This is a genomic window from Flavobacterium sp. FlaQc-28, from assembly GCF_044007415.1.
Taxonomy (GTDB): Bacteria; Bacteroidota; Bacteroidia; order Flavobacteriales; family Flavobacteriaceae; genus Flavobacterium.
Map to the genome: position 1 here is coordinate 167,159 of NZ_JBIPCM010000004.1, position 23,773 is coordinate 190,931.

The window sequence follows — 23,773 nt, forward strand, 5'->3', positions numbered from 1 at the left end:
TTTACGGTGTATTTCAGACAGAGAGGATCTCGATTTATGATTTTGGATTTTGGTGTTTTAGATTTTTGAGAGTATTTGTGTCTGCTTTTTTCTAATAAGTCCAATTAATAAGTTGATAATGTATATTGGTATTCCTGCAAAAGTAATTATCAGTAACTCTAAGACTAAAATCGAGTTTATAAATTGATACTCACTAAAGAATAAGGGAAATTCAGGTTTTGGCGGAAGCAGTTTGACATAGATTAAAGCAATCCAGTAAATTACAAAACTGCCAATAAAAATTAGGGAATGAAGTATAGTTAAAGATTTTACAAGCTGTTTTTTAAATACTTTTTGGATAAGCCAATAACCAAATCCCATTATAAAATAGCAAATAAATAAAAAGATAGTACTGTCAAAATTTCGTGTAACGATATAAGTATCGTAAATATTGATGTCGAGATTAGCCGTTGGATGATCGTTATTCTGAATGAATCCGATAATTAAAATGAGCAGCGCAACAATCCAAAATATATGATAGACTTTTATTTTATTGGGATTCATAGTTCTTAGTTGATAGTTTTTTGCTAATACTTTGTTGTTAATGATTTATTTAACTCAAATAAAATATAAGTTCCGTTTTCAGATTGTCCTTTTCTTTTTTCGATGAAGCCTTTTCTTTTATAAAAGTCAACGGCTTTTAGATTATTTTCTAAACACTTTAAAGTGAGTGGAAAATTAGTTTTAGAGACTGCGGCATTTAAAAGTTTAGTGGCGATACCTTTATTTTGATATTTATGGTGAATGTATAAATGATGCACAAAATTAGTAGGTGCCCAGATTGAAATAAAACCAATGGGAATATCTTCCTGCAGAGCCGTTAAAATTAATTCGCCTTGTGTATATTTTTCGAAATCGTCTAATTGAAAATCCGAAGTGTTAAGCCATGTGAACGTTAGTTTTCTTTCTTCAAAAAATAAAATTCTTAATGCTTCATAATCTTTTTTTCGAGCTTCTATTATTTTCATTCAATTATAATTTCATGCTTTTATCTCAAAACTTTAGATTCATTTTCGAGCATTTTTTCGATATTAAAATAGATGCCGTCAACTTGATATTTGCCTTTTTCAAAGCTTAAATAATCACAATGATTTACTAAAGATTGTGATTTACTTTCTAGTTCAAAAACATTAAGCAGTACATATTCATGCTCAACAAGAAGAACATGAAATCCTGTCTCGCATTGTTTTCCGTCGCCCGAAGATAAAATAGCGTTCATGATGCTGTGAAATTTAAAAGAAGCAATTTTTGAATTTACTTCATCGCCTTTTAAGTGATAAGTATAGGCTAGGAGGTTGAGCTGTCTGAGATCAAATGGAAATTCGCTTAAACTATTGTTGATTAGTTTGATAATTTCATCGTAATCTTTGTTTTCCAGTTTTTCTTTACCATAAATTTCATTTAGTTTTTTTTCATTTGGCGATTTCCAAAAAGCATTGTATTTGGGCTGAAAAACGTAACCAAAATACAAATGGTTGAAATCGTCGTGTGTTAGTAAAGTATCGTTTTTTACTAATCGCTCTATTAATTGAGGATAATAAAATGTTGATTTTTTATCTTGAATTTCTTTTTCAATCGCCTTGTAATCCGGAATTTTGAAGCCTTGATCTTGAGCAACAGCTTTTGTCCCCAATACTAAAACGGCAAATAAAATTATTTTTTTTATCATGATTTGAGATTTAGATTTCATTATTTAATTTGATCTTTTCAGGGTTAGTATAGATTGCATGTTTTGGTCTTTTATTTCAATGTTTTTAATAAAAACAAATAGATTTGTAAGGCAGTTCTTAAAAATCAAATAAAAGAAAAAAAAGGGTAGATATGCCGAATATATCATAAAAAAATCTGATCTGTTCAAACAGATCAGATTTTTATGGTAGAACATTTTAGTTTTCGTTATTTAACTTTTTCTAAATCAGTTAATTTCCAGCTTTGATCACGTAAGGCAGGTGTGGGTCCGTAAAAGCGTGTTAAGATTTCGAACTTGCCTTTGGGATCTGTGGGCACCCAATTAGACTCACCGCTTGCAGGCGGAGTTGGACCAAAGAATAAATCGACAGAACCGTCACTATTCGTTTTTAATCCTGGACTTTGCGACGAACGCCCTGCACGTTTTTGGTTTCGAATAAAGGTGTGCGTGTCTCTATTATAAACTGTCATTGACCAGTATTGTTTTACAGGAACATTGGCAGGAACATTTACTTTGTAATTACTATTGCCATCAAGTGGATTGCCATCTTTGTCTACAATCTGCATTAAATAAAATTGTGATTCACCAAGATGCTTAGCGCTAAAAAAAGCAATCATATAACAAACGGCTCTATTGTCGATAGGATAAATTTCTGAGATTGAGTATTGGCTTTTTACGCTTTTAATATTGTCTTCATCTGCAGGAAAAAACCAATGTGTGTCTTTGTAAAAAGGAGGTGTTATTTCGTAATTATATAAAAGCCATTCTTTAGCTGTTTTTACGGCTTGTGTTAGAATTTCTTTAGTACGGGCGTCAGGAGCAAAAGATTTCCCTCTTTGAATACCTAATGTTTTTAAAGGATCAATCATTACACGATCTCTTGTAAGCCAAGGCTCTGTTTGCACGATTGAATTTAATGTTTCATAAAAAGTATGGTCGTACCGAATGTTTGAGTCGTACACATCATTACTCGCATCGATAAAAACAGTTGTGGGATTTTTTGAAGCTTCGTTGAGCGGATAAACTTTAATGCGTTTGGCGTATGCAACGGCAGCAGCAACATCAGCAGCACTGCCGCTTTTTAATACTGAGCGTAAAAGAGCATAACCTCTGTAAGTATCAGATTGCAAAGGGATATAACCTGCTGGTATTTTGCTTTTATCGTAACCAGGAGGTAAAAAAAGATATTTTCCGCCTTTTCCTTTATCAACTCCGCCTGGACCAACATCTTCAATTGCATTTTGCCAGTAGGTCATCACACTGCCATTAAAAACGCCATTGTCTGCTGGTGGAATTTCTAATACAACAGGACCTGCTTTTTCTGTATTGAAAAAAGGCATTAAATAAATTACATCAGGATTTGGGGTAAGAGTTTGATTTTTCCAATCTAACAGTTTTGGCCAAATAACAACTTGATTGTAATTACCGTTTATTTTTGCAAGTGCATCGTACATCAATTGAAAATTAACTGCCGGCATTCCCCATATTGCAGCTTCAACTGCGCGTTGATACAAAATTTGTTCTTTAATATTTGCAGGTTTAAATTCAGTTCCAGCTGTATTTGAATTGTCGCTTTTCTCTGGATTACTGGTTTGATTATTATTGCAGGCTGTCAGGAGAAACACTGACAAGAAAGAAAGAAGAATTTTTTTCATAACATTAATTTATTTAGTGGATATAAATTTTTATTATTTTAATTTTTCAACATCCTGTAGATTACTCTTTGCCAAAACCGGCTCTGAAAAACTTAGAAGTTGAAAGTAATCTTTCTGCTTAATACTTATAAGAAATCAATGTTTCTTATGAAAGAGATAATAAAGTGTAATTTATTAATCTAATTAGTGTATTATTTGGTTCGAGGATTTTTTGAATTAAATTTAGTGTTAAAATTATGAAAAAAAAGAATAAATAAGTGAGTTTTTTAAATAATACGACTAAAAATCAATTGTTTATGTTTTTTGTTTGTTGAAGGCTGCTGCTTAGTTGTGCTTGTAAGCAGATCTAGGTTCTAATAAAAAATCCGATTGGTTTATACCCAATCGGATTTTAGATGTTTCCTATTATAATAAAGGAATTAAATGTTCCCAGTTTAGTTGTTTTGCAAAATCGAGCGGGGTTTTGCCGTTGTTGGTTTTGGCCTTAGTATCTGCTCCAGATTTTAGCAAAACTTCAACAGAGGTTTTATTTCCTGCAATTGTTTCGAGATGCAGAAAAGTATACCCTAATTCATCTTTTGAGGTAAGTTCTTTGGGATTGTTTTTTAGAAAATCAATAAGGCTGTCTTTCATGTTTTTGCTCATTGGATGTTCTACAAGGTTTTCTGGCTTTTCTTTTTGATCTGAAACAACTTGAATATCATCGAAATCTCCAAATTCTAAGCCCCAAGCTTTGTCGTGTTCTTTTCTTTCGTCTTCATCCATTTCTGAACGCATTGCGTGTATTGTAAAAGCTCCGTAGGTTTTACCTTGAATAGCAAATAACCAATCGCTTATTTGGTTGACTGGTATTTGTACTTCGTCTCCGTTGTTTACATTGGTTAACTCATCGGGCTGATTTACTAAAACGCCATAAATAGTATCACCGTCAAAATTGATATCGTTGATCCACATATGTTCGACTAGAATTTCACCATCTATTTCCTGAGTAAAAGCAAGTTTTACACATGCAACATCAAGTCCGGGAACTATTCGACGGTATTCCCACGATAATTCTCTCCAGAAATATTTAAAGGTTTCTTGTGCTTTTTTGTGTGCTTCGATCATTCTTGGATTTTCTCCGTCGGCAAAGAATATTGGTGTATTTTCCATTCTGTATTATTTTTTGAAGGTAATTTTTTAAAGAACTCTGAGAGATTTTAAACGAATAAAAAACCGATTTGTTTTTGTAAATCGGTTTTTTATTATCAAAGGAAAGTCAATTTAGAAATTTACATCGTCTGCGATATTTCCACCTTGTTCCGCCGCAAATTTTGCAGCATATTCTTTTTGTTTTTCTTGCTGGTAATTAGAAAATTCAATAATGTCTTCAGAATTCCAGTTTTGGTTTTGCTCAGTCATCCATTGCATTGCTACAGATTGGAAATCGGCAAGATTGATTCCGAAAGTATCTAAAATCCATTGTGCACCGTCAATTCCGTATTCGTAAGCGGCTTGTCTTGCCCCAGCTAATTCTTCGTAAAAATAGCGATCTGTTTTAATTCTTTCTAAGTTAGCAGCTCCTTCTTCTGAAATTTCAGCTTTAAGGTTTTCTAATTGCGGAACGGTAACATTTTCAGCATAATATTGTCCAAATAATGTAGTAACGGTAAACGAATTATCTTCGCCCATACGCTGAGGCCAAATCGTGTTTAATTCTTCCCAAATTACAGGTTCGAATCCCATTGCTTTGCAAACTTCTAGATAATCGATTCCCGCACTGATTTTAAGACACATTGCTGTATAGGTTCTTAAATCTACACCGTGTACGGGCTCAAGAAACAGATTGTTATCATCAACTTTTACAAATCCTGAAGTTTGGATCCCGCTGTATTTTAAAGAATTGGCGTGTTCAAAACGAATCATTTGATCTGAATCACAGTTGTTCCATTCGGTATAAACTTCTCTTCTGTAGTTAAAATAGATGTTTTGAATGTCTTTTTCTTCAAGATTTTCCCCGCTTGCTCTTTCATCAGCAATCCAAGTATCTGCTCTTTCAGCAACTTCGGCATCAAAGTCTTCTACTGAATAGTGGGTTCCGTGAAGTGTTTCAGGATCGTATTCTACTTCCTGATAATTCTCTTCATAATCATTTTCATAATTATCATTTGAAGTCTGTGCTTCATAATTTTTATTTTCTGGTTTATTGTCTCCACTTAGAGCTCCAAAAAGTTTTTTAAACATTTTTCAAATTTTAGAGTTAATAAATTATAATGATTGTAATTGATTTTGATACATTTTTTCGTTGTGCTCTTTTAAATCAGGTGTGATTTTATTCCATTCATCATACATTGCCCTTAGATAAATTTGATACAATTTTGGAGCGTTTTTAATAACAAATTGTCTTTGCTCTTCGATATTGTTCATTTTTGTCTGAATTTCATTTAGAATCTTTTTATCAGATTCATGAATTTTACTTAGACTTAATTCATGATTCTGATGATACAATTCCCGTTCTTTGTTGTTTTCGGTTTCAAATTCATTATACAAATGGACAGTTCTTTGTTCGGCTAAACTTCTAGCTATATTCTGCAGGTTTCTTGCCTGTGTGCTTGGAGCAAATGTATTTTGTGTTTTGCAATACGGACATGAAATATAAGTTTCGATTAAAAAGATTTTTGCAATTTCGATATTACCGCCGCATTGTGTACAGTTGAATTTGTTTTTGATGGCTTCGTATTCGGTTAATATTTTTTGATATTCGATTTCGAGATCGCGTTCTTGTGTTTTCTCGATTTGCTTTCTCCAATACTCATATTTATCGTCAAAATCATTATAGCGATCAGAGCAAAAGGTTCTGAAATCAGAAACGAGATTGTGATGTTTGCTTAAAACAGAAATCTGAGAATTGTAATTGTAATAAACGTTAAGTATTTTTTCATCATAAGTGTCTTTGGCCTTTTCTCTTATATTTGACAATTGACCATTTACACCAGAATATACTCTTTGAAAAGTTCTTTTATATATATCATCATCACTTTGCAAGATTTCTTTCAATTCTGGAATTGCGGCGGCTGCAAATTCTTCCATTTTTGCTTCAAGTTTTTCTAAAAATGAAAACCATCGTTCTTGCGATTGCTGAAGTTCTAAATACCATTCTGGAATGGATTCTTCGTCTTTTTGCGTATTATTAAATAATCCTAACACTATTTTTATATTTAAATTGAATTATCCTCTTTCTTGATATAAACTCCGTCTGTAAGCTTTACACTTATAAATTCAAATCCACAATAGGCACAATGTGTTACACCGTCTTGTTTTGCTCGCCCAGCACCACAGTTAGGGCAGTCTCTTGCATTCATTTTTGCATTGTTGATTTCTGTTTCGCCCCCGTAATTAGTTTGGCTTTGTGCTTTTTGCTTTAGTTTGTCTAAAAATGAATTGACTTTTTTTTCTTCCATTATAACTGACTTAATAATTCGGATTTTTTAGTTTTAAATTCGTCTTCGTCAATTAAACCAGCATCAAATAAAGATTTTAGTTTTTGAAGTTTAGCCGTCAAATTGTCTGCGGTTTCTTGTTTTGGAGTTTCTTTGTTTTGCTGTAATTGATTTAAAAGAATTCCCATGCTTAAGGCGTTTTGAGTTGCGTCGTGTAAGGCCGTTCCTTTATCTCCAATTGCAGTGGCAGTATTAAATTTGGTAAACTTATCCATGTCTGTTACCATATTCATATTGGTAATTTTATCGTAATGTGCTGTAACTTCTTCGGGTAATGTTATGCTTGTGATAACAAATTGGGTTAATTCGATCCCGAATTGTTCAAAATAAGGCTTTAAATAGGGTTCTATTTTTTTACCTAATTGTGTAATATTTCCAGCAATGTCTGTAACGGTGATATTTTCGTTTGCGAGAACTTCACCAAATTTTGGAGCAACAAAATCTCTCAGCTGATTTTGTAGTTCAAAAATTGTAAGCTGTTTGTAAGTTCCTGCATATTGACGGAAGAATTTGGCCACATCGACAATTTTAATATCAAAACTTCCGAAAGCCCGAATTCTGATTTGCCCGAACTGAGGGTCATTAAGCAGAATAGGAGCGGGAGTTCCCCATTTATTATTGATGAATTGGTGTGTATTGAAAAAGTAAACATCGACTTTAAAGGGACTTTCGAAACCGTATTTCCAACCTTTTAGTTTACTTAAAACGGGAATGTTTTCTGTAGATAAAGTATGAAGTCCTGGAGAAAAAACATCTGCAAGCTGTCCTTCGTTTAAAAGCATTACGTGCTGACTTTCACGAACGGTTAGTTTTGCTCCGTTTTTGATTTCTTTATCTTCATCATAAAATTTCCACATTAACAAGTTGGGATCACTTGTTGCGGCTTCGATTATTTCGATAAATGGTAGTTTCATAATTTCTTATTTCTTGGCTTAAAAATAAGAATTATATTACTATATATGTTTTTTTTAGATCACTTTTTTGAATTGTTATTGTGTTAAATTATGAGTATGAAGGTATATTGCTATTTTGTACAAAAGAATATAAAAAATAAAATTTCTAACACATAGTTTTTTTCTGTGTGTTAGAAATAAGAGGATACCTTTTTTAGAGTGTTTAATCTATTTTTCAATGTGCTGAGATATATTCTCAACAGGTTAATACATTTAGTTTTATCTGGATTTAATTTGCTTTAAGATATAAAAGTCAGCAAGAGGGCCGGTTATTATTTTATTTTCATTATTGAGTTGTATTAATTTTTTTTCACCAATGAAATAAGATTGTGATATGCTTTTATCTTTTGGGATAGTTGTAATTGTGTTACCTTCTTTATTCCATGTAAAAGTACCTGTTTCATCAAATTCTTCCTTTTTCCCCTTACCAAGATAAGTAGATTTTAAAGAATAAGTATTATCTTCATTTATTTGAATTATTTTTTCTATTCCTTCACAGTCTGCACATGGTAAGGTTCCTTTGTAGGTTCCTGGCCAGTCTAATGAATTTTGAGAAGTGTGCTCGTCTGTTGTAATCTCTGTTTTTTGTTCGTTACTATTTTTGCAACTTACAAACAGTAGTATAACAAGTATAAGTACTGCATTTTTTTTAATTTGATTCATTTTTACTAAATTTAAAGATGAGAAAGATATTTAATATTTAAAACGCATTTGTAATTTTTTTATTACAGTATGTTTTTTATTTATCAGTATTTTAACTATTGTAAAAATAAATTTACTAACAAAAAAGCCCAATTTGCGTAAGCAAATCGGGCTTTTTTAAATTGAAAATAATATGTAACCGAAGAGATGCAAATGCGTCTCTGGTTATTGTTACAAGTGAATTACTTCGCCGTATGCATCAGCAACAGCTTCCATAACTGCCTCGCTCATTGTTGGGTGAGGGTGGATCGATTTAAGGATTTCATGACCTGTAGTTTCTAGTTTACGAGCTACAACTGCCTCAGCAATCATATCTGTAACACCAGCACCAATCATGTGACATCCTAACCATTCTCCGTATTTAGCATCAAAGATTACTTTTACGAATCCGTCAGCAGCACCAGCAGCTTTTGCTTTTCCTGAAGCTGAGAATGGGAATTTACCAATTTTTAATTCGTAACCTTTTTCTTTTGCTTGTTTTTCGGTTAAACCTACAGAAGCGATTTCTGGAGTAGCATATGTACAACCTGGAACGTTTCCGTAATCGATTGGATCTACATGTAAACCAGCAATTTTCTCCACACAGTTAATTCCTTCAGCAGAAGCTACGTGAGCTAAAGCCTGTCCCGGAGTAACGTCTCCAATTGCATAGTAACCAGGAATGTTAGTTGCGTTGTAAGCGTTTACTAAGATTTTATCTCTGTCAACAGCGATTCCAACTTCTTCTAAACCAATATTTTCGATGTTTGTTTTAATTCCAACTGCCGAAAGTACGATGTCAGCTTCAAGAATTTCTTCTCCTTTTGCTGTTTTTACAGTTGCTTTAACTCCGTTTCCTGTAGTATCAATTTTCTCTACAGAAGAGTTAGTCATGATTTTTACACCAGCTTTCTTCATAGAACGCTCCATTTGTTTAGAAACGTCTTCGTCTTCAACAGGAACAATGTTTGGCATAAATTCTACAATAGTAACTTCAGTTCCCATAGAGTTATAGAAGTGAGCGAACTCAACTCCAATTGCTCCAGAACCAACAATAATCATAGATTTTGGCTGAGTTGGCAACGTCATTGCTTGACGGTATCCAATTACTTTTACACCATCTTGAGGTAAGTTTGGAAGCTCACGAGAACGAGCTCCAGTTGCGATGATAATATGATCAGCGCTGTATTCAGTAACTTTATTGTCTTTATCTGTAACGTCAAGTTTTTTTCCTGGTTTTAGTTTTCCAAAACCTTCGATAACGTCAATTTTGTTTTTCTTCATTAAGAATTGAACTCCTTTGCTCATTCCTTCAGCAACACCACGGCTTCTTTGAACAACAGCAGGGAAATCTTTATCAAATTCAGAAACTTTCAATCCGTAATCAGAAGCGTGCTTTAAGTAATCAAAAACCTGAGCTGATTTCAATAATGCTTTAGTTGGGATACATCCCCAGTTTAAACATACACCACCAAGATTTTCTTTTTCAACTACAGCTACTTTAAAGCCTAATTGTGATGCTCTAATTGCTGTAACATATCCGCCAGGACCACTTCCTAAAACAATAACGTCGTATTTCATTTTTTTGGTTTTTAGTATTTATTATCGAAAAGGAGGTTTATAATTCCGAAACTCACTTGACGATTTTTTCTTTTGTTATTTGTGATTGCGAATTTAAGGAATTATTTTAAAAAACGCTTGAAATTTTATTTTTACCCCTGCTGATTTTGACCTTTTCACAGAAATTGAATGAATTGTGAATTGTAAATTGTGAATTATGAATTGAAAATTCAGATTTAGAAATTTAAATCGAAATTATACCCTTTACCAAAATAAGCGAAGTCGAAGTCCTTTCTTGTAGAAAAGGACTTCGACTTCGCTCAGAGTGACATCAGTGCTGAATTAATAATTTACAATTTATAATTATACTTTGACGTGTCCCCAATTTTCACCGCTTGCAATTCTACGTATCTGCATTTCGCTTACGCCAAATTGTTTGGCGATCATTTTTAGACGTGTTTTTTGTTCTGGCCTTGCTAGTATTTTCTTGATTAACATGACTTTTGTTGTGGTTAATTTTCTTCCATCAGCTTTTAAGTTATGCTCGATCAGGTTTTTTTTGGCTTGAATTACACGCGGGCTTTTACGGCTGTGCGCCATCATTTCGGCTTTTGTAGCCCAGCATAAATTGTGTACATCGTCATTACTTCGATTGTAGTCTAAGTGAAGTACATAAGTTTGTTCTTCTGATTCTTTAGGAATAAAATACTGGGCAACTAATTTGTATAAAAAAAGGTATTTGTTAACGATTTGATCGTCTTTTTTTACCTTAAATCTAAAAGTAGGATAACCATCGCTTAAACCGCCTTTTAAAAGACGTCCGTTTTCAATTTCATCAGTGAAGCTTATTAATCGGCCTCTGTTTGAAATGGCGTATTTAAGTTGTAATGAGGCATTTATTTCTATTTCTTTGAATTTTTCGTCAGGGTAAAATCTGTGTTGTGGCATTTTCGTTTACATTTGATTTTTGAATCTCAAAGATAAAGAATTGATCAAAAATGATCGCTATCGTGCTGGTTATGAAGCATCAGTTTTATGATTCTTATAACGCTAATTTAACGTTTTCTAAATTTTTTTGGCAATTTGTAAAGTCCTTCTCTATCAAAAAATGCGAATGATACACTTTTTTGATTTTAGATATTCTAATAAAACCACATTTTAGAACTCAAAAAAAGGATCTGAATTTTATTGATCGAGCCAGTTTTTGAAATTATTGATTTCTTTTTTGCTTATGATTATCGAGTCATTTTCAATAGAAGGAACGGTAAGAATCAATTCGATTTTTTGGTTAGAGTGTTTCAAGACTTCTTTTATAGTACTTCGATTTACAATGTATTTACGATTTATCTTAAAAAATGTAAATGGATCGAGGTTGTTAATAATATCTGTCAAGGTGCTATTGTATAAAAAACTGTTTCCAGAATTTACATATATAAACAAATGTTTTCCAGATGCGGCAAAATAGGTAATTTCGGCTTCGTTTATAGAGATAAGCTTATAACCGTGGTTTACTAAAAAATGACGTTGTATTTTGCTTGTTTCGGGGTTTTCGATTGCAACTAATGATTGCAGTGTTGCATCGCTGTTAAAAGTTTCTTTTATTTTTTTGAATTTGATTAGAGCTTCAAATAATTCTTGTTCTTCAAAAGGTTTTAAAAGATAATCAATTGTAAAGTGTTTAAAAACTGAAATGGCGTAGGAGTCGTAAGCGGTTACAAAAATGACAGGGCAGGAGATCGTTGTTTTTTCAAAAATTTCAAGACTTTTTCCGTCGCCTAAATGAATATCCATAAAGGCCAAGTCGACATTATTTTCAGAAAAAAAGGCCACAGCTTCTTTTACAGATTTTAAAACTGCAATTTCGGCTATTTGCAAAATGTCCTGCTGTTCTAAAATAGATTTTAGATAGCTTGAAGCAAGATATTCGTCTTCAACAATGGCAATTTTCATTTTTAAAAGCTTCATTTATAGAACCAGAATTCTAAAGTTGATTTTGCAAAGATAGTTGACTCTGTTTTTAAATGCAAAAAGGCCCAGTTTTTTGAACTGGACCTTTTTTCTGATTTTGAACGAACTTATAAATTCGGATTGTTTAATCTTGCGTCTGCTGGATAAATAATAGTGTAACGCGGATCGTTTTGTATTAAAGTATACTCTATATTCATAAATTTATGAACAATTTGTTTTTGAGTACTTCTTCTTAAATCAAACCAGCGGTGACCTTCTACAGGAAATTCTCTGCGTCTTTCTTCAAAAATGAAGTTGGTTAGATCAGTCGCATTCATTGTATTGATGCTGCTTGCAAGCTGATCGTATCCTGCTGGTGTATATCTGTTTTTAATAAAAGTTAAAACGGTTGCTTTTGCATCGTTAATATTATCAAGTTTCAACAAAGTTTCAGCTTTTGTCAAATACAGCTCTGAAGATCTGAATGATGATTTTTGATCGTCATTTCCGCCTTTTAAAATTCTAAAACGGCTTCCGCTTGCTGCAAAATAAAGCGGGAAACGCAAATCTGTTGTTTTATTGTAAGCCGCAATTAAATCAGCAGATGCATAAGAAGCCCTTTTTATACCAACGATATAACCATCTTCAAGGGCTAAAATAGATTCTTTTCCATCATATTTTGTAGCTAAAACTGGTGTTGCTTTTAAGTCAATTAAAGTATTTTTTAATTCTAAAGCTTTATTGGCAGCATCAAGTGATTTTTGCCATTGTTGTTGATATAAATACAAACGGCTTTCTAAGCTGTATAGCGCCACTTTTGAGAAACGGTAATTTAAACCTTTTGGCTGTGTACTTAAGTTAATTAATTTTTCAGCTTCTTTAGTATCAGAAATAACTTGATTGTAAATAACGTCTACACTCTGTGGAACAAATACTTGTTCTAAATCAATCTCTAAAGCTAATGGAACTCCTTTGTCTGAAGCTGCAGTTGCTGGATTATATGGTTTTCCAAAAAGATTTATTAAATCAAAATTTGCCATTGCTCTCAAAGCATAAGCTTCTCCAATTAATTGATCTCTTTCTTCAGATGCTGCTACTTTATTAGACGCTTCGTTGATAACTACGTTCGTATAAAAAATTACAGTATATAAATCTTGATAATGAAAATTTAGTGTATTTCGATCTGGATTTAGATCTTTCCAGATATATACATCTTTGTAAATAGCGGTTTCGCTGTTATCTTCATTTAGTAATAGTTCGTCTGTACGAACGGCGCTCAATGATTTGTGTTCTGGGTAAATTGAATATGCTGTGGTTAAAACCGCACGAAACTCATTTAGTGATTCTGGAATTACTTTTCCTACCGGAGTAATATCCAAATAGTCATCGCAGCTGCTAAGTGCAATAGCAGCAACGAAAAGTGTTATATATTTTGAGAATTTTTTCATCTTTTTAATTTTTAGAAAGTTACATTAAATCCTAAAGTCAACGATCTAGGAACTGGCTGCGCGTAAATGTTTCCGAATGTTTCTGGGTCGAAATAACCTTTGTAATCTGAGCTGATTACGAATAAGTTTCTTGCTTCAATATTTACTCTAATACTTTGAATGTCGATTTTGTCTAGGAATGTTTTTGGGAAAGTATATCCAAAACGAACACTGCTTAATCTCATATAACTCATTTCGCTGACCCATGTGTCTAAATAGTTATAAGTAATAATTGGGTTACCGCCAGAGAACCAATTATAAGCCATCCATGAATCTCCTGTACCAGAATCTTTACTTGTAATTCCTGGTAAGTTTGATGAAGTATTAGTTGGCGACCAAGCGTTTAAAATATCAGTCGTATAGTTTTGTCCTCTATCTACAAGTGTTCCGTTGTATGGAGGAGTTCTTGTAACGGTTTGTTTGATGTTAAATGACGCTGCTATGGTAAGATCAAAATTGCTTACTTTAAAAGTATTGATTAAACCTCCTGTAAATTTTGGATCTCTATCTCCTAAATAAGTAAATAAATCTCTAAACTCTGCAGCACTTAAATCTGATTGCGAGAACATACCTGGAAAAACACCAGCAAGCGGATCATATAAACCAAAGAAAGTTTGCGCATTTACAGTTTCTCCTTGTTTATTAACAAATAACGGGTAACCGTTTTCGTCAATTCCGTTTGTTTTTAAACCAAATACCGCATTTACAGCATGTCCTTCTTGGTTTGGTAAATAACTGTTGTCTCTTATTTCTAAACGATCAATATTACTCTTGTTATGTGCAAAGTTAAAATTGGTGTTCCACTTAAAATTAGGGCGATCGATGTTTTTTGTAGATAAAGCGATTTCAAAACCTTTGTTGCTTACTTGTGCCCAGTTCATGTTTGTAAATTCAAAACCATTTTCTAATGGCAATGCTTTTAGACCAATTAAGTCGGTGCTTTTTCTTCCGTAAATATCTGTTACAAGGGTAATACGGTTGTTAAGTACACCAAGGTCAAAACCAAAGTTAGTATTTTGGGTTTTTTCCCAACGCAATTTGCTGTTTGGCGGACTCAATACCACAATTGTAGGTTCTGATTGTCCAGGAAGGATAATAGCTGTTTTGTTATCTCCAACTACATAAGGTGAAGTGTTTTTATCAATGTTTCCTTGTAAACCGTAAGAAGCACGAAGTCTTAAATTAGAAATTGTTTTACTGTTTTTTAAGAAATTTTCCTGTGAAACTAACCAAGATCCAGATGCTGACCAAAGTGGTAAGTATTTGTATTTAGGATCTACACCAAATAAATCTGAACCATCATAACGAACACTTCCGTAAAAACTGTATTTTTTGTTATACGTATAAGATGCTGTTGCAAAGAATGAAACAAAAGCATTTTCGTTTTCCTTTTTTACATATGTTTTGTAAAATGCCTCTTTAGCAAAAGTTGAATTTGGGAAAATAATTTGCTGTGTAGTCAAGGTATTTTCGTCAAAACCAAAACCTTTAGTTGCTATAGAAGTCGTTTTGTTTCTTCTTAATTCATTACCAGCCATTACTTCAATTTCGTGATTTTCTCCTAAAGTTTTAGAATAGTTCACCATTGTTTTTAAGTTGTACTGAAAAAAGTCCGTGTTTGTGTTTTGAATAATTCCACCATCAGGTAAGAAGTATTTTTGCGTATTATCAGCAAAATAACTTGATCTTTCTCTTTGTCTTCTAGTGTAAAAAGTTTCCTGACCAGCATATTTTTCGCTGGAAGAGTTATCAAACTGTAAACCTAACTGGCTTGTTACTCTTAAATCTTTAGTGATTTTATATTCAGCATCAAACAATGCTTTTATTGCTCTCGTTTTTAAATCGTATGAAGTATTGTTTCTCTCTTCTAAGAAATTAAACGGAAGTTTAATATCAGAGTAAGAAGCAATATCTGGGTCATATTTATAGCTTCCGTCTGCATTGTACGGAGTTAAATATGGATTTACATTTCTTGAATAATTTGCTGGATTTGTAAATCCATCAAGATCTGTCAAGTAAGATGTTGTTTTGTTTTCGGCACCAAAAATTCCAATACCCACTTTAAATTTATCAGTAATCTCGTAGTTGTTTTTCAATGTTAAGTTGTAACGCTTGAAACCTGTACCAACAGTAGCTCCGTTTTCGTCATAATATCCTAAAGAGAAATAGTAATCCGATTTTTCGCCTCCGCCAGATAAACTTAAACCATGCTGTGTGTTAATGGCGTCTTGATACAATAAGTTACCCCAATTTGTATTTTGATTTCTTAAGTTATTGATTGACTGCTGCGTTCCTGCACTTAAAGAAGAGAAACCACCGGTTCTGAAGGCATCTAATTCATTCGCTCCGTTTAAGATACGAGCAACTTCACCACCGGTGTCTCTATATGTCAAATCTGCGCGACTTGCCATGTTAAGTTCTAAATCTACTTTTTGATTTGAATTTAATAAGTTCAATTTGTCAAAATCAGGTCTTCGTGTAATAAAGGTGTTCGTGTTGAAGTTTACAACCATTTTACCTCTGCGTCCTTTTTTTGTAGTTACCACAATTACACCATTTGCGGCACGCGCACCATAAATTGCAGTTGCAGCAGCATCTTTTAATATTGTAATATCTTTAATATCGTCTGGATTTAAACCTGCAATAGAGTAGTTTGCAAGTTGATCGATATTTTCCTTGTCATAGTTTTTAGGAACATCATTATTTTCTAATGGTAATCCGTCAAGTACCCATAAAGGATCTTGCGTACCATTAAGAGATGCTGTACCTCTAATTCTAATTTTGGCCGGTGCTCCCGGCGCTCCAGATGGAGTTGTAACGGCAACACCCGCAACTTGTCCCATTAATAATTGATCGACACTAGAAACTCCTGATTGCTGAATTGAAGCCATGTCAACCTTTGTAATAGCCGAAGTCAGTTTTCTTTTTTCGATTTTTTGGTATCCGGTTAAGATCACTTCTTGAAGCTGTGCAACATCAGATTTTAAACGGATTGTGTACTCTTTTTGAGAAGTTATTTCAAGAGTATATGGCTTGTATCCCATAAACGTAACTCTCAATGAAGTAACATTTTTGCTGATTTTTAATTGAAATTTACCATCAAAATCAGTTGTAGTTCCGATTGCTTCACTGTGTATAACTCCTGCTAGAGAAGTTTTGTTCGAGATAGAATTGTTCTCTACAAAAACTGATGCACCAGGTATTGGCGACTGATCAGCTTCATCAAGAATGATTCCCGTAATGGTTCTATTATCCTGTGAGTATCCTGCAATGGCTAGGAACAGCAGTAAGATATTTAGAAAATTTTTCATGTTTTTGTTTTGTATATTAATTGATTGTGTTGTTTAGCGCTTTTTCGATCCTTTGAATTAAATCGGTATAATGATTTTGAGTCGATTGATCTCCAGTATTCTTTTTCAGTTTTAGTAATTTTAAGACTGTAGTCAATTCTCCTTTTTTATCAGAGGTAACTTCTGTAACTCTTTTTAAAGAAGTTTGATTGATATTTCGAACCATTTTCGAATCTTCTAAATAATTGCATAAATGCGGCATATTTAGTGTTTCCTGAATGTCGATTAATTTTTTACCATCTGTTTTTTCAAATATTTTATTTGTAGAAACAATCAAAACATCCACATAATTTTTTTGCGTCATGCGCTCTAAAATTGTCAGCGATTTACCTTGTATTGTTCCTGCAAATACACTTTGATGTATCTTTTTAAATAAATCATTTACGGTAAATACCTTCTCAGTGGTTTTATTTCGTTGGTACAATTCGTTTTCTGTTATTCGAAGTAAACGATCATCACTAAACAAATCGTATAAAATACCGTACTGCAATTCTCTTGATAAAGTATAAGGCGTGTATTCATAAGGTCCTACAGGAGAATCTTTAAGCGGATTTGTTTTGTCTAAAATATCGTTAAAGAATAACCATTGTGGAATTGTAAGTACATTTTTGATCAAATAATCAGCAGCTCTTTTTTGCATTACTGGCGAAACTGGAATGTAACTTTGTTTGTTGTCTCCGTGAACAGTTTCATTTAAATAAACTCCGCCAATATTATTCAATACATGGCGATTGTACAATTGCCATTGTCCAATAGTTCCTATATATAGTTTACCAGTTTCGTAATACGTACGATCTTTATCGTAAGTCCAGTTTAAGATGTTATCTACAACACGTTTTAGATTTTTTAAACCATATTCGCTCGCTTTTACAGCGTCGTTTCCTAAGTCTTCAGATTGTGAACGCGGATCGATTATATTTTCTTGCTGTTCGCCATAAAAATAAATCGGATCGTTTTGATGTTTGGCAATTAACTCGTTTAATTTTAAAGTTTCATTTTCATTTACATTATACCATCTGTAACCCCATTCGATCGCATATTTATCATATTCTCCAATTTTTGGAGTAATTACAGTAACATTATCTTCTGGCTGCGCCACATAATTGTAACGAGCATAATCCATTATAGATGGTGCGGTACCGCCCATTTTTGCCGTAAAATCTTTAGAACGCAAAGCTTCAACATCATAAGCAAAAGAAGATCCCATATTATGTTTAAGTCCAAAAGTATGACCAACTTCATGCGATGATACAAATCGAATGGCTTCTCCCATAAGTTCATCACTAAATTTATTTCCTCTGGCTTTCGGGTCAATTGGACCAGTTTGTATACGCATCCAGCTTTGTAAAGAAGTCATTACATTGTGCCACCAGATAATATCGGCTTCTAGAATTTCACCGCTTCTAGGGTCAACAACAGATGGTCCCATTGCGTTCGATTTTGGCGATGCTGCATATGTAATTACAGAATAACGTACATCATCTACGTCAAAATCTAAATCTTTTTCAGTTGGTTCTTTAGCAATAATGGCATTTTTAAATCCCGCTTTTTCAAAAGCAATCTGCCAGTCATGAACACCATCAATAATATAGTTTCTCCATTGTTTTGGAGTCGAAGGATCTATATAATAAACAATTTGTTTTTTAGGTTCAACCAGTTCACCTTTTAAATAGCGTTCTTCATCTTCTTTTTTGGGTTCTAAACGCCAGCGTGTAATAAGCTCTTTTTCGAGCATTGCCTGCTGCGCATCAGCAAAGTACCAATGTTTTTCAGTGAAATAACCAATTCGTCTATCAGAAAAACGAGGTTTCATAGGTGTTTTATCCAGCAAAACAATATTGCTCGTTACGCCAAGAGTAACAGACAAAGCTGGTCCGCCTTCGCTTACAGAAGTGGTTAACTGTGATTTTACAACAATGTTTTTAGGAAATGATTTTAGACTTTCAATATAAGACAAATCAGATTTTACAGAGCCTCCAAAACCAATATTGCTCAAAACATCATTGAAGCTTTTTTGCTTACCGTCAAAAATCTTGTTTACCTTAATTACAACAGCAGTCGAATCATTGTTTTTAGTTTCAATATCAAAAACTTCAATAATCGATTCAGAGAAATTGTCGATTACTGATGCTGTAATAGCGTCTTCTTTAGGAGAAGAAACTTTTGGGACATATGATTTTACCCAAACTTTCTTTGCAATTGTATCTTTATAAAAGGTAATTATTTTGTTTTCATAGTTCATCCCTTTGTTTAATCCAGCTTCATTAACTTGAAATGGAACTTGAGATAATTTGTTTACAACTAGAAATTCTCTTTTAAATAAACTATCCTGAATTTCAAAATAAACATCGGTTTTAACCTGAATGATATTAAACAAACCTTTTTTAAGGGTTCCTTTTTTGATAAGGTCACCGTATTTCTTTGTTTTTTTAGAATCAGTAGAATCTTTTGCAATTTCGGTATCCGTTTCTTTTTTCTTTTTCTTCTGAGCAAGAACAGTAACGGGAACAAATAAGAGCAGAACTAGTAAGCAGAATAATTTTAAATTATGCAGGAATGCCTTTTCCTTCATTTTGATGTTAAGTTTAAGTTAATTTTCCGCCGAAGCTATTTGATTTTAGCTCGAAAAAAAAACAAAAGGGAGTGAGTGGCTTTATTTTAGGAGTGAATGTGTATTAAAGGCAGGATACAAACAAAATTGCCCTCTTTTTCTGAGGTTTCAAAATTGGTTTTCGAGTAAAATTGATAAATACTGTTTAAATAATTCAGCCCAAACTTAGTGCTCGGCTCGCTGTCAGCCTTTTTTTGGAGATTATTCGTAATAATAACTTGATCTTTCTGAATCAGAATTTGAGTTCTCAACGGAGTTTCCTGCGTCGCTTTATTATGCTTAATTGCATTTTCAATCACAACTTGAAGAGCCAAATACGGAATGAATTTTTCTAAGGCTTCTTGGTCTTCGATTTGAATCGAAAAGAACAATTCTTCCTTAAAACGGGTTTGCTGCAAAAAGATATATTTTTCGATAAATAATAATTCCTGTTTTAGCGGTACAATGTTTTTTTCTGGCGGATCTATTAAATAGCGGTAAATACGCGATAAGTTCAGTGTAAACTTTTGCGCGGTTTTAACATCGTTGTCAATTAACATATAGAGTGAATTGAGCGAGTTGAATAAAAAATGCGGATTTATCTGTTCCTTTAATTGTTGTAACTGAATAAGTGCTTTTTCTTTTATAATTTTTTCATTCTCGACAAGCAGTTTGTTCTTTTCATTCTCAATCATTTCCTTTTCTCTAAAGGCACGTCTATTTGCATAAGAGAAGATAGAAAAGATCAATAGTAATGTTACCGTTGTAATCGAATAAATCCAAGTCGAGTATTTTTTGATTAGTGACACATTTTCGACTTCAAAAATTTTAGGAGAATTGACAGATACAAACCATCGAGAACCTTTAATGTCTAGTTTTTTGGTAAATCGGATTACATCAAGTTTTAAAAACTCAGACATTGTAATTCTTTTTACGAAATCTTTTTTCTTACTGAAAATAGTATCTGAAGGTTTGACAGAAGAAACATTAAATATATTTTTTCCAACAAATTTTAAGTCTGGGTGAAAAATACAAGCGCCGGTTTTATCAAATACAAAAGCATAATTAGAAACCGTTTTGTCAATAGTAGACAAGTAGGCGTGGAGGTTCCTTAAATTAATGTCATACCCATAACGAACAATGGTGTTTTTTGAAGTTAATTTGAAATAAATTCTCCAAAGCCATTGCTTATTTTGAAATATAACTGTACTTACATGATTGGCATCTTTGTTTTTAAGAATAAAATCAGCAGCTTCTTTTTTTCTTAAATCAGAAGGGAAAGTAATTCCAAATTGAATCTTGTCATCATTAATTTGAAACCAGTTGTTATCGATCATTGCATTTGTAGCCTGCAATGAAGACAAAACTTTTAAGTTTGTCGATAAATTACTAGAATTACTAATGTTTAGAATATGTTTTATCTGGTTTTCTTGTTCTAGGAATTTTGAAAATTCCTGCGACATGAATTCCTGCTTTTTATAAAAGCTGCGCTGCGCCATATCTTCACTTGCTTGTTCCGTAAGATCTGTAATTAATTTACTAAGTATGTAAACAGAAGTAACGGTAATTAGTATAGAGATAATTACATAAATTAAAAAGGCGCGACGAGAAGTAGTATTGTATTTAAATTTCAAAAAAGTATTGTATTGTTTAAAACCTAATTTGCAACTGCAAATTGTGAGTCATATAAGTTTTTATAATATCCATCGGTTTTAGTGAGTAATTCTTGATGTGTTCCTTGTTCTACGATTAATCCTTTATCCATAACGACAATTTTATCAGCATTAACAATTGTTGCCAATCGGTGTGCAATGATAATTGAAGTTCTTCCTTTCGTAATCGTTTCTGTAGCGCGCTGAATTAATTCTTCTGAATAAGTATCTATCGATGAAGTGGCTTCATCTAAAATTAAAATACTCGGATTACTTACATACGAACGTAAAAAAGCAATCAGCTGTCTTTGTCCAGACGAAAGCATTACACCACGTTCTTTAACATCAAAATCATAATTGTCAGGCAGACTCATAATAAAGTCATGAACGCCAATTTTTTTTGCTGCTTCCAAAACTTGTTCACGAGTGATTTCTGGATTATGCAGTGTAATATTATTGTAAATCGTATCGGCAAACAAAAAAACATCCTGCAATACCACCGCAATTTGTTTTCGTAACGAAGCCAAAGTATAATTTTCGATATTGTGACCGTCAATATAAATGCTGCCGCTGTTAATTTCATAAAAGCGATTCAGTAAGTTAATAATAGTCGATTTTCCTGCACCTGTAGAACCTACAATAGCAATTGTTTGTCCTGCATTAACAGATAAGTCAATTCCTTTAATAACTTCTTCTTCGGGAATGTAACTAAAACGAACCTGTTTAAATTCGATGCTTCCTTCAAATACAGGAGCTTCAATAGTTCCGGTATCCTGAATATGATCTTGGGTGTCGATGATATCAAAAACACGATTGGCAGCGATCATTCCTAACTGCATCTCATTAAACTTATCAGCAATCTGTCTTAACGGATTAAACAGCATTCCGATAAACATAGTATAAGAAAATAAATCTCCAAACGTAGTGAAATGATCTCCGTTTAAAATTTTAAAACCGCCGTAAACTACCACTAAACCTAAAGTAATTGATGAAATAATATCGGCAATTGGGAAAAATATCGAGTTGTATAAAATAGTTTTAATCCAAGCAACTCTATGTTTGTTGTTGATTTCTTTGAAATTTTCGGCTTCGATTTTTTCACGATTAAAAAGCTGTACGATTTTCATTCCGGTAACACGTTCCTGTACGAATGAGTTCATGTTTGCAATTTGCGTACGCACTTCCTCAAAAGCAACCTGCATCTTACGCTGAAAAATTCTAGTGATGTAAACTAGAATTGGCATTGCAACAACAACGATCCAAGTTAATTTCCAGTTCATATAAAACATAAAAATCAAAACCACCAGCATTTTCATCAAATCGCTTATAATCATAAACAAACCTTGACTGAAAATTCGAGCAATCGATTCAATGTCTGATACAGATCTGGTCACCAATTGTCCTACAGGAACCAAATCAAAATACTTCATTCTAAAACTCAAAATGTGTTTGAAAAGTTTCGTACGAATGTCTTTTACAATATCCTGTCCAAGCCAGTTAGCCCAATACACAAAGTAAAACTGAGAGAAAACTTCCATCAGTAAAACCACTCCCATTAAAATAATATATAATAGTAAACCTTGTTTGTCATGAGTCGCAATATAGCCGTCGACCGTTTGTTTTAATAAATAAGGTCGAAGCGCTGCAAAAATCGATAACGAAATGGCAAAAATTATAACGCCGTAATAGCGCCATTTATAAGGCTTGGTATATTTTAAAATTCGTTTAAATAATCCGGTATCAAATGCTTTTGCTTTCATTTATGTTTTAAGCTTTAAGTTTTAGGCAATAAGCTTTAGGCGAAAAGTTTAAAGCTTATTGCCTACAGCCTACAGCCTAAAGCTATAGATAATCGTAATAAATTTTGGTTAAATATAAACCGTGCGCAGGAACTGAAAAACCCGCTTTTTCTCTGTTTTTACTGGCAATAATATTTTCAAGATCTGCCAGTGTAATTTTATGTAAACCAATATTGACTAAAGTTCCCACGATTGCGCGAACCATATTCCGTAAAAAACGATTGGCCGATATTGTAAAAATTAATTTGTTGTTTTCAACTTTCCAATACGCCTCAAAAATCGTGCAATCAAAGGTATTTACATCTGTATGTACTTTCGAGAAGCATTGAAAATCGGTGTGCTGTAATAAAATTTTCGCCGCCTCATTCATCAAAGCTACATCTAATTTTTGATTAAAGTACCAGCTCAACTCCTGCAAAAATGGATTTTTAACAGTGTTTATATGATATTCATAAGTTCTTTTTGTAGCATCAAATCTGCAATGTGCATCATCGTGAACTTTAATCAGATTAAAAATGGCAATGTCTTTTGGTAAATATGAATTAAGTTTATGAACCAGAATTTTGCTGTCAATATCAGAATCGTAATCAAAATGTGCATACATTTCCTCAGCATGAACACCAGTGTCAGTTCGTCCTGCGCCCATTAAAATGATACGCGAGTTCAGTAAAACTGAAAGCGCTTTATTTAAAGTTTCTTGAACAGATGAGGCGTTGGGCTGAATTTGCCAGCCATGATAATGTGTTCCGTTATAAGCAAATTGAATAAAATATCTCATTTTAAGGTGCAGAGGTTCTGAGGTGCAAAGGTACGAAAAAAAGTGGCTAAGGTGCTAAGGTGCTCTCCCGATAGCTATCGAGACTAAGTTTTTTTAGAAGTTGTTAAGGTTCA

19 protein-coding genes are annotated in these 23,773 nt (G+C 33.1%); all 19 read right to left on the minus strand.

Features of this window, described 5'->3' with window-relative positions; genetic code table 11:
* Positions 1 to 57: 57 nt before the first annotated feature.
* Positions 58 to 543: a hypothetical protein gene (locus tag ACHRVL_RS12660; protein WP_395413251.1), complete on the minus strand. Its 486-nt coding sequence runs from the start codon at positions 541 to 543 to the stop codon at positions 58 to 60.
* Positions 544 to 566: 23 nt separating this feature from the next.
* Positions 567 to 1,007 (minus strand): GNAT family N-acetyltransferase, encoded by a 441-nt coding sequence (locus ACHRVL_RS12665; protein WP_395413254.1) that lies wholly within the window; start codon positions 1,005 to 1,007, stop codon positions 567 to 569.
* A 20-nt stretch (positions 1,008 to 1,027) separates the two neighbouring features.
* Positions 1,028 to 1,708 (minus strand): DUF4919 domain-containing protein, encoded by a 681-nt coding sequence (locus ACHRVL_RS12670; protein ID WP_395413256.1) that lies wholly within the window; start codon positions 1,706 to 1,708, stop codon positions 1,028 to 1,030.
* A 227-nt stretch (positions 1,709 to 1,935) separates the two neighbouring features.
* The gene (locus tag ACHRVL_RS12675; RefSeq protein WP_395413257.1) at positions 1,936 to 3,384 is read right to left on the minus strand and encodes a DUF1214 domain-containing protein; all 1,449 of its coding nucleotides are present in this window, start codon (positions 3,382 to 3,384) and stop codon (positions 1,936 to 1,938) included.
* A gap of 405 nt (positions 3,385 to 3,789) precedes the next feature.
* A complete protein-coding gene (locus tag ACHRVL_RS12680) occupies positions 3,790 to 4,536 on the minus strand; it encodes a DUF2314 domain-containing protein (RefSeq protein WP_395413259.1) in 747 nt (248 codons plus the stop codon).
* Between the two features lie 111 nt (positions 4,537 to 4,647).
* A complete protein-coding gene (locus tag ACHRVL_RS12685) occupies positions 4,648 to 5,607 on the minus strand; it encodes a DUF6620 family protein (protein WP_395413261.1) in 960 nt (319 codons plus the stop codon).
* A gap of 24 nt (positions 5,608 to 5,631) precedes the next feature.
* Entirely contained in the window at positions 5,632 to 6,570 is a 939-nt protein-coding gene (locus ACHRVL_RS12690; protein WP_395413262.1) for a hypothetical protein, read from the minus strand.
* Between the two features lie 11 nt (positions 6,571 to 6,581).
* Positions 6,582 to 6,824: a hypothetical protein gene (locus ACHRVL_RS12695; RefSeq protein WP_395413264.1), complete on the minus strand. Its 243-nt coding sequence runs from the start codon at positions 6,822 to 6,824 to the stop codon at positions 6,582 to 6,584.
* On the minus strand, positions 6,824 to 7,777 hold the full coding sequence (locus tag ACHRVL_RS12700; RefSeq protein ID WP_395413266.1) for an SPFH domain-containing protein: 954 nt from the start codon (positions 7,775 to 7,777) through the stop codon (positions 6,824 to 6,826). The genes ACHRVL_RS12695 and ACHRVL_RS12700 overlap by 1 nt, the downstream gene beginning before the upstream one ends.
* 258 nt (positions 7,778 to 8,035) lie before the next feature.
* Positions 8,036 to 8,479: a copper resistance protein NlpE gene (locus ACHRVL_RS12705; RefSeq protein ID WP_395413267.1), complete on the minus strand. Its 444-nt coding sequence runs from the start codon at positions 8,477 to 8,479 to the stop codon at positions 8,036 to 8,038.
* 210 nt (positions 8,480 to 8,689) lie between these two features.
* Positions 8,690 to 10,078 (minus strand): dihydrolipoyl dehydrogenase, encoded by a 1,389-nt coding sequence (lpdA, locus tag ACHRVL_RS12710; RefSeq protein ID WP_089053238.1) that lies wholly within the window; start codon positions 10,076 to 10,078, stop codon positions 8,690 to 8,692.
* A 342-nt stretch (positions 10,079 to 10,420) separates the two neighbouring features.
* Complete coding sequence (locus ACHRVL_RS12715; protein ID WP_395413270.1) at positions 10,421 to 11,005, minus strand: NUMOD4 domain-containing protein; 585 nt, start codon at positions 11,003 to 11,005, stop codon at positions 10,421 to 10,423.
* Between the two features lie 237 nt (positions 11,006 to 11,242).
* Entirely contained in the window at positions 11,243 to 12,007 is a 765-nt protein-coding gene (locus ACHRVL_RS12720) for a LytR/AlgR family response regulator transcription factor (RefSeq protein WP_395413271.1), read from the minus strand.
* A 125-nt stretch (positions 12,008 to 12,132) separates the two neighbouring features.
* Entirely contained in the window at positions 12,133 to 13,452 is a 1,320-nt protein-coding gene (locus ACHRVL_RS12725; RefSeq protein WP_395413273.1) for a RagB/SusD family nutrient uptake outer membrane protein, read from the minus strand.
* 11 nt (positions 13,453 to 13,463) lie between these two features.
* The gene (locus ACHRVL_RS12730; protein WP_395413275.1) at positions 13,464 to 16,802 is read right to left on the minus strand and encodes a SusC/RagA family TonB-linked outer membrane protein; all 3,339 of its coding nucleotides are present in this window, start codon (positions 16,800 to 16,802) and stop codon (positions 13,464 to 13,466) included.
* Positions 16,803 to 16,818: 16 nt separating this feature from the next.
* Positions 16,819 to 19,413 carry a zinc-dependent metalloprotease gene (locus ACHRVL_RS12735; RefSeq protein ID WP_395413277.1) on the minus strand — a complete coding sequence of 865 codons (2,595 nt, stop codon included), beginning with the start codon at positions 19,411 to 19,413 and terminating at the stop codon, positions 16,819 to 16,821.
* Positions 19,414 to 19,499: 86 nt separating this feature from the next.
* A complete protein-coding gene (locus ACHRVL_RS12740; protein WP_395413278.1) occupies positions 19,500 to 21,065 on the minus strand; it encodes a sensor histidine kinase in 1,566 nt (521 codons plus the stop codon).
* Positions 21,066 to 21,088: 23 nt separating this feature from the next.
* Positions 21,089 to 22,843, minus strand: coding sequence for an ABC transporter ATP-binding protein (locus ACHRVL_RS12745; RefSeq protein WP_089053245.1), 1,755 nt, complete (start codon positions 22,841 to 22,843; stop codon positions 21,089 to 21,091).
* An 82-nt stretch (positions 22,844 to 22,925) separates the two neighbouring features.
* On the minus strand, positions 22,926 to 23,660 hold the full coding sequence (gene truA / locus ACHRVL_RS12750; RefSeq protein WP_370432931.1) for a tRNA pseudouridine(38-40) synthase TruA: 735 nt from the start codon (positions 23,658 to 23,660) through the stop codon (positions 22,926 to 22,928).
* Positions 23,661 to 23,773: the final 113 nt, after the last annotated feature.

Coding starts and splice junctions, on each gene's coding strand:
- ACHRVL_RS12700 (WP_395413266.1), bottom strand. CDS start 7,777: ATGAAACTACCATTTATCGAAATAATCGAAGCCGCAACAAGTGATCCC.
- ACHRVL_RS12665 (WP_395413254.1), bottom strand. CDS start 1,007: ATGAAAATAATAGAAGCTCGAAAAAAAGATTATGAAGCATTAAGAATT.
- truA (WP_370432931.1), bottom strand. CDS start 23,660: ATGAGATATTTTATTCAATTTGCTTATAACGGAACACATTATCATGGC.
- ACHRVL_RS12680 (WP_395413259.1), bottom strand. CDS start 4,536: ATGGAAAATACACCAATATTCTTTGCCGACGGAGAAAATCCAAGAATG.
- ACHRVL_RS12660 (WP_395413251.1), bottom strand. CDS start 543: ATGAATCCCAATAAAATAAAAGTCTATCATATATTTTGGATTGTTGCG.
- lpdA (WP_089053238.1), bottom strand. CDS start 10,078: ATGAAATACGACGTTATTGTTTTAGGAAGTGGTCCTGGCGGATATGTT.
- ACHRVL_RS12715 (WP_395413270.1), bottom strand. CDS start 11,005: ATGCCACAACACAGATTTTACCCTGACGAAAAATTCAAAGAAATAGAA.
- ACHRVL_RS12695 (WP_395413264.1), bottom strand. CDS start 6,824: ATGGAAGAAAAAAAAGTCAATTCATTTTTAGACAAACTAAAGCAAAAA.
- ACHRVL_RS12720 (WP_395413271.1), bottom strand. CDS start 12,007: ATGAAAATTGCCATTGTTGAAGACGAATATCTTGCTTCAAGCTATCTA.
- ACHRVL_RS12725 (WP_395413273.1), bottom strand. CDS start 13,452: ATGAAAAAATTCTCAAAATATATAACACTTTTCGTTGCTGCTATTGCA.
- ACHRVL_RS12675 (WP_395413257.1), bottom strand. CDS start 3,384: ATGAAAAAAATTCTTCTTTCTTTCTTGTCAGTGTTTCTCCTGACAGCC.
- ACHRVL_RS12685 (WP_395413261.1), bottom strand. CDS start 5,607: ATGTTTAAAAAACTTTTTGGAGCTCTAAGTGGAGACAATAAACCAGAA.
- ACHRVL_RS12730 (WP_395413275.1), bottom strand. CDS start 16,802: ATGAAAAATTTTCTAAATATCTTACTGCTGTTCCTAGCCATTGCAGGA.
- ACHRVL_RS12735 (WP_395413277.1), bottom strand. CDS start 19,413: ATGAAGGAAAAGGCATTCCTGCATAATTTAAAATTATTCTGCTTACTA.
- ACHRVL_RS12745 (WP_089053245.1), bottom strand. CDS start 22,843: ATGAAAGCAAAAGCATTTGATACCGGATTATTTAAACGAATTTTAAAA.
- ACHRVL_RS12705 (WP_395413267.1), bottom strand. CDS start 8,479: ATGAATCAAATTAAAAAAAATGCAGTACTTATACTTGTTATACTACTG.
- ACHRVL_RS12670 (WP_395413256.1), bottom strand. CDS start 1,708: ATGATAAAAAAAATAATTTTATTTGCCGTTTTAGTATTGGGGACAAAA.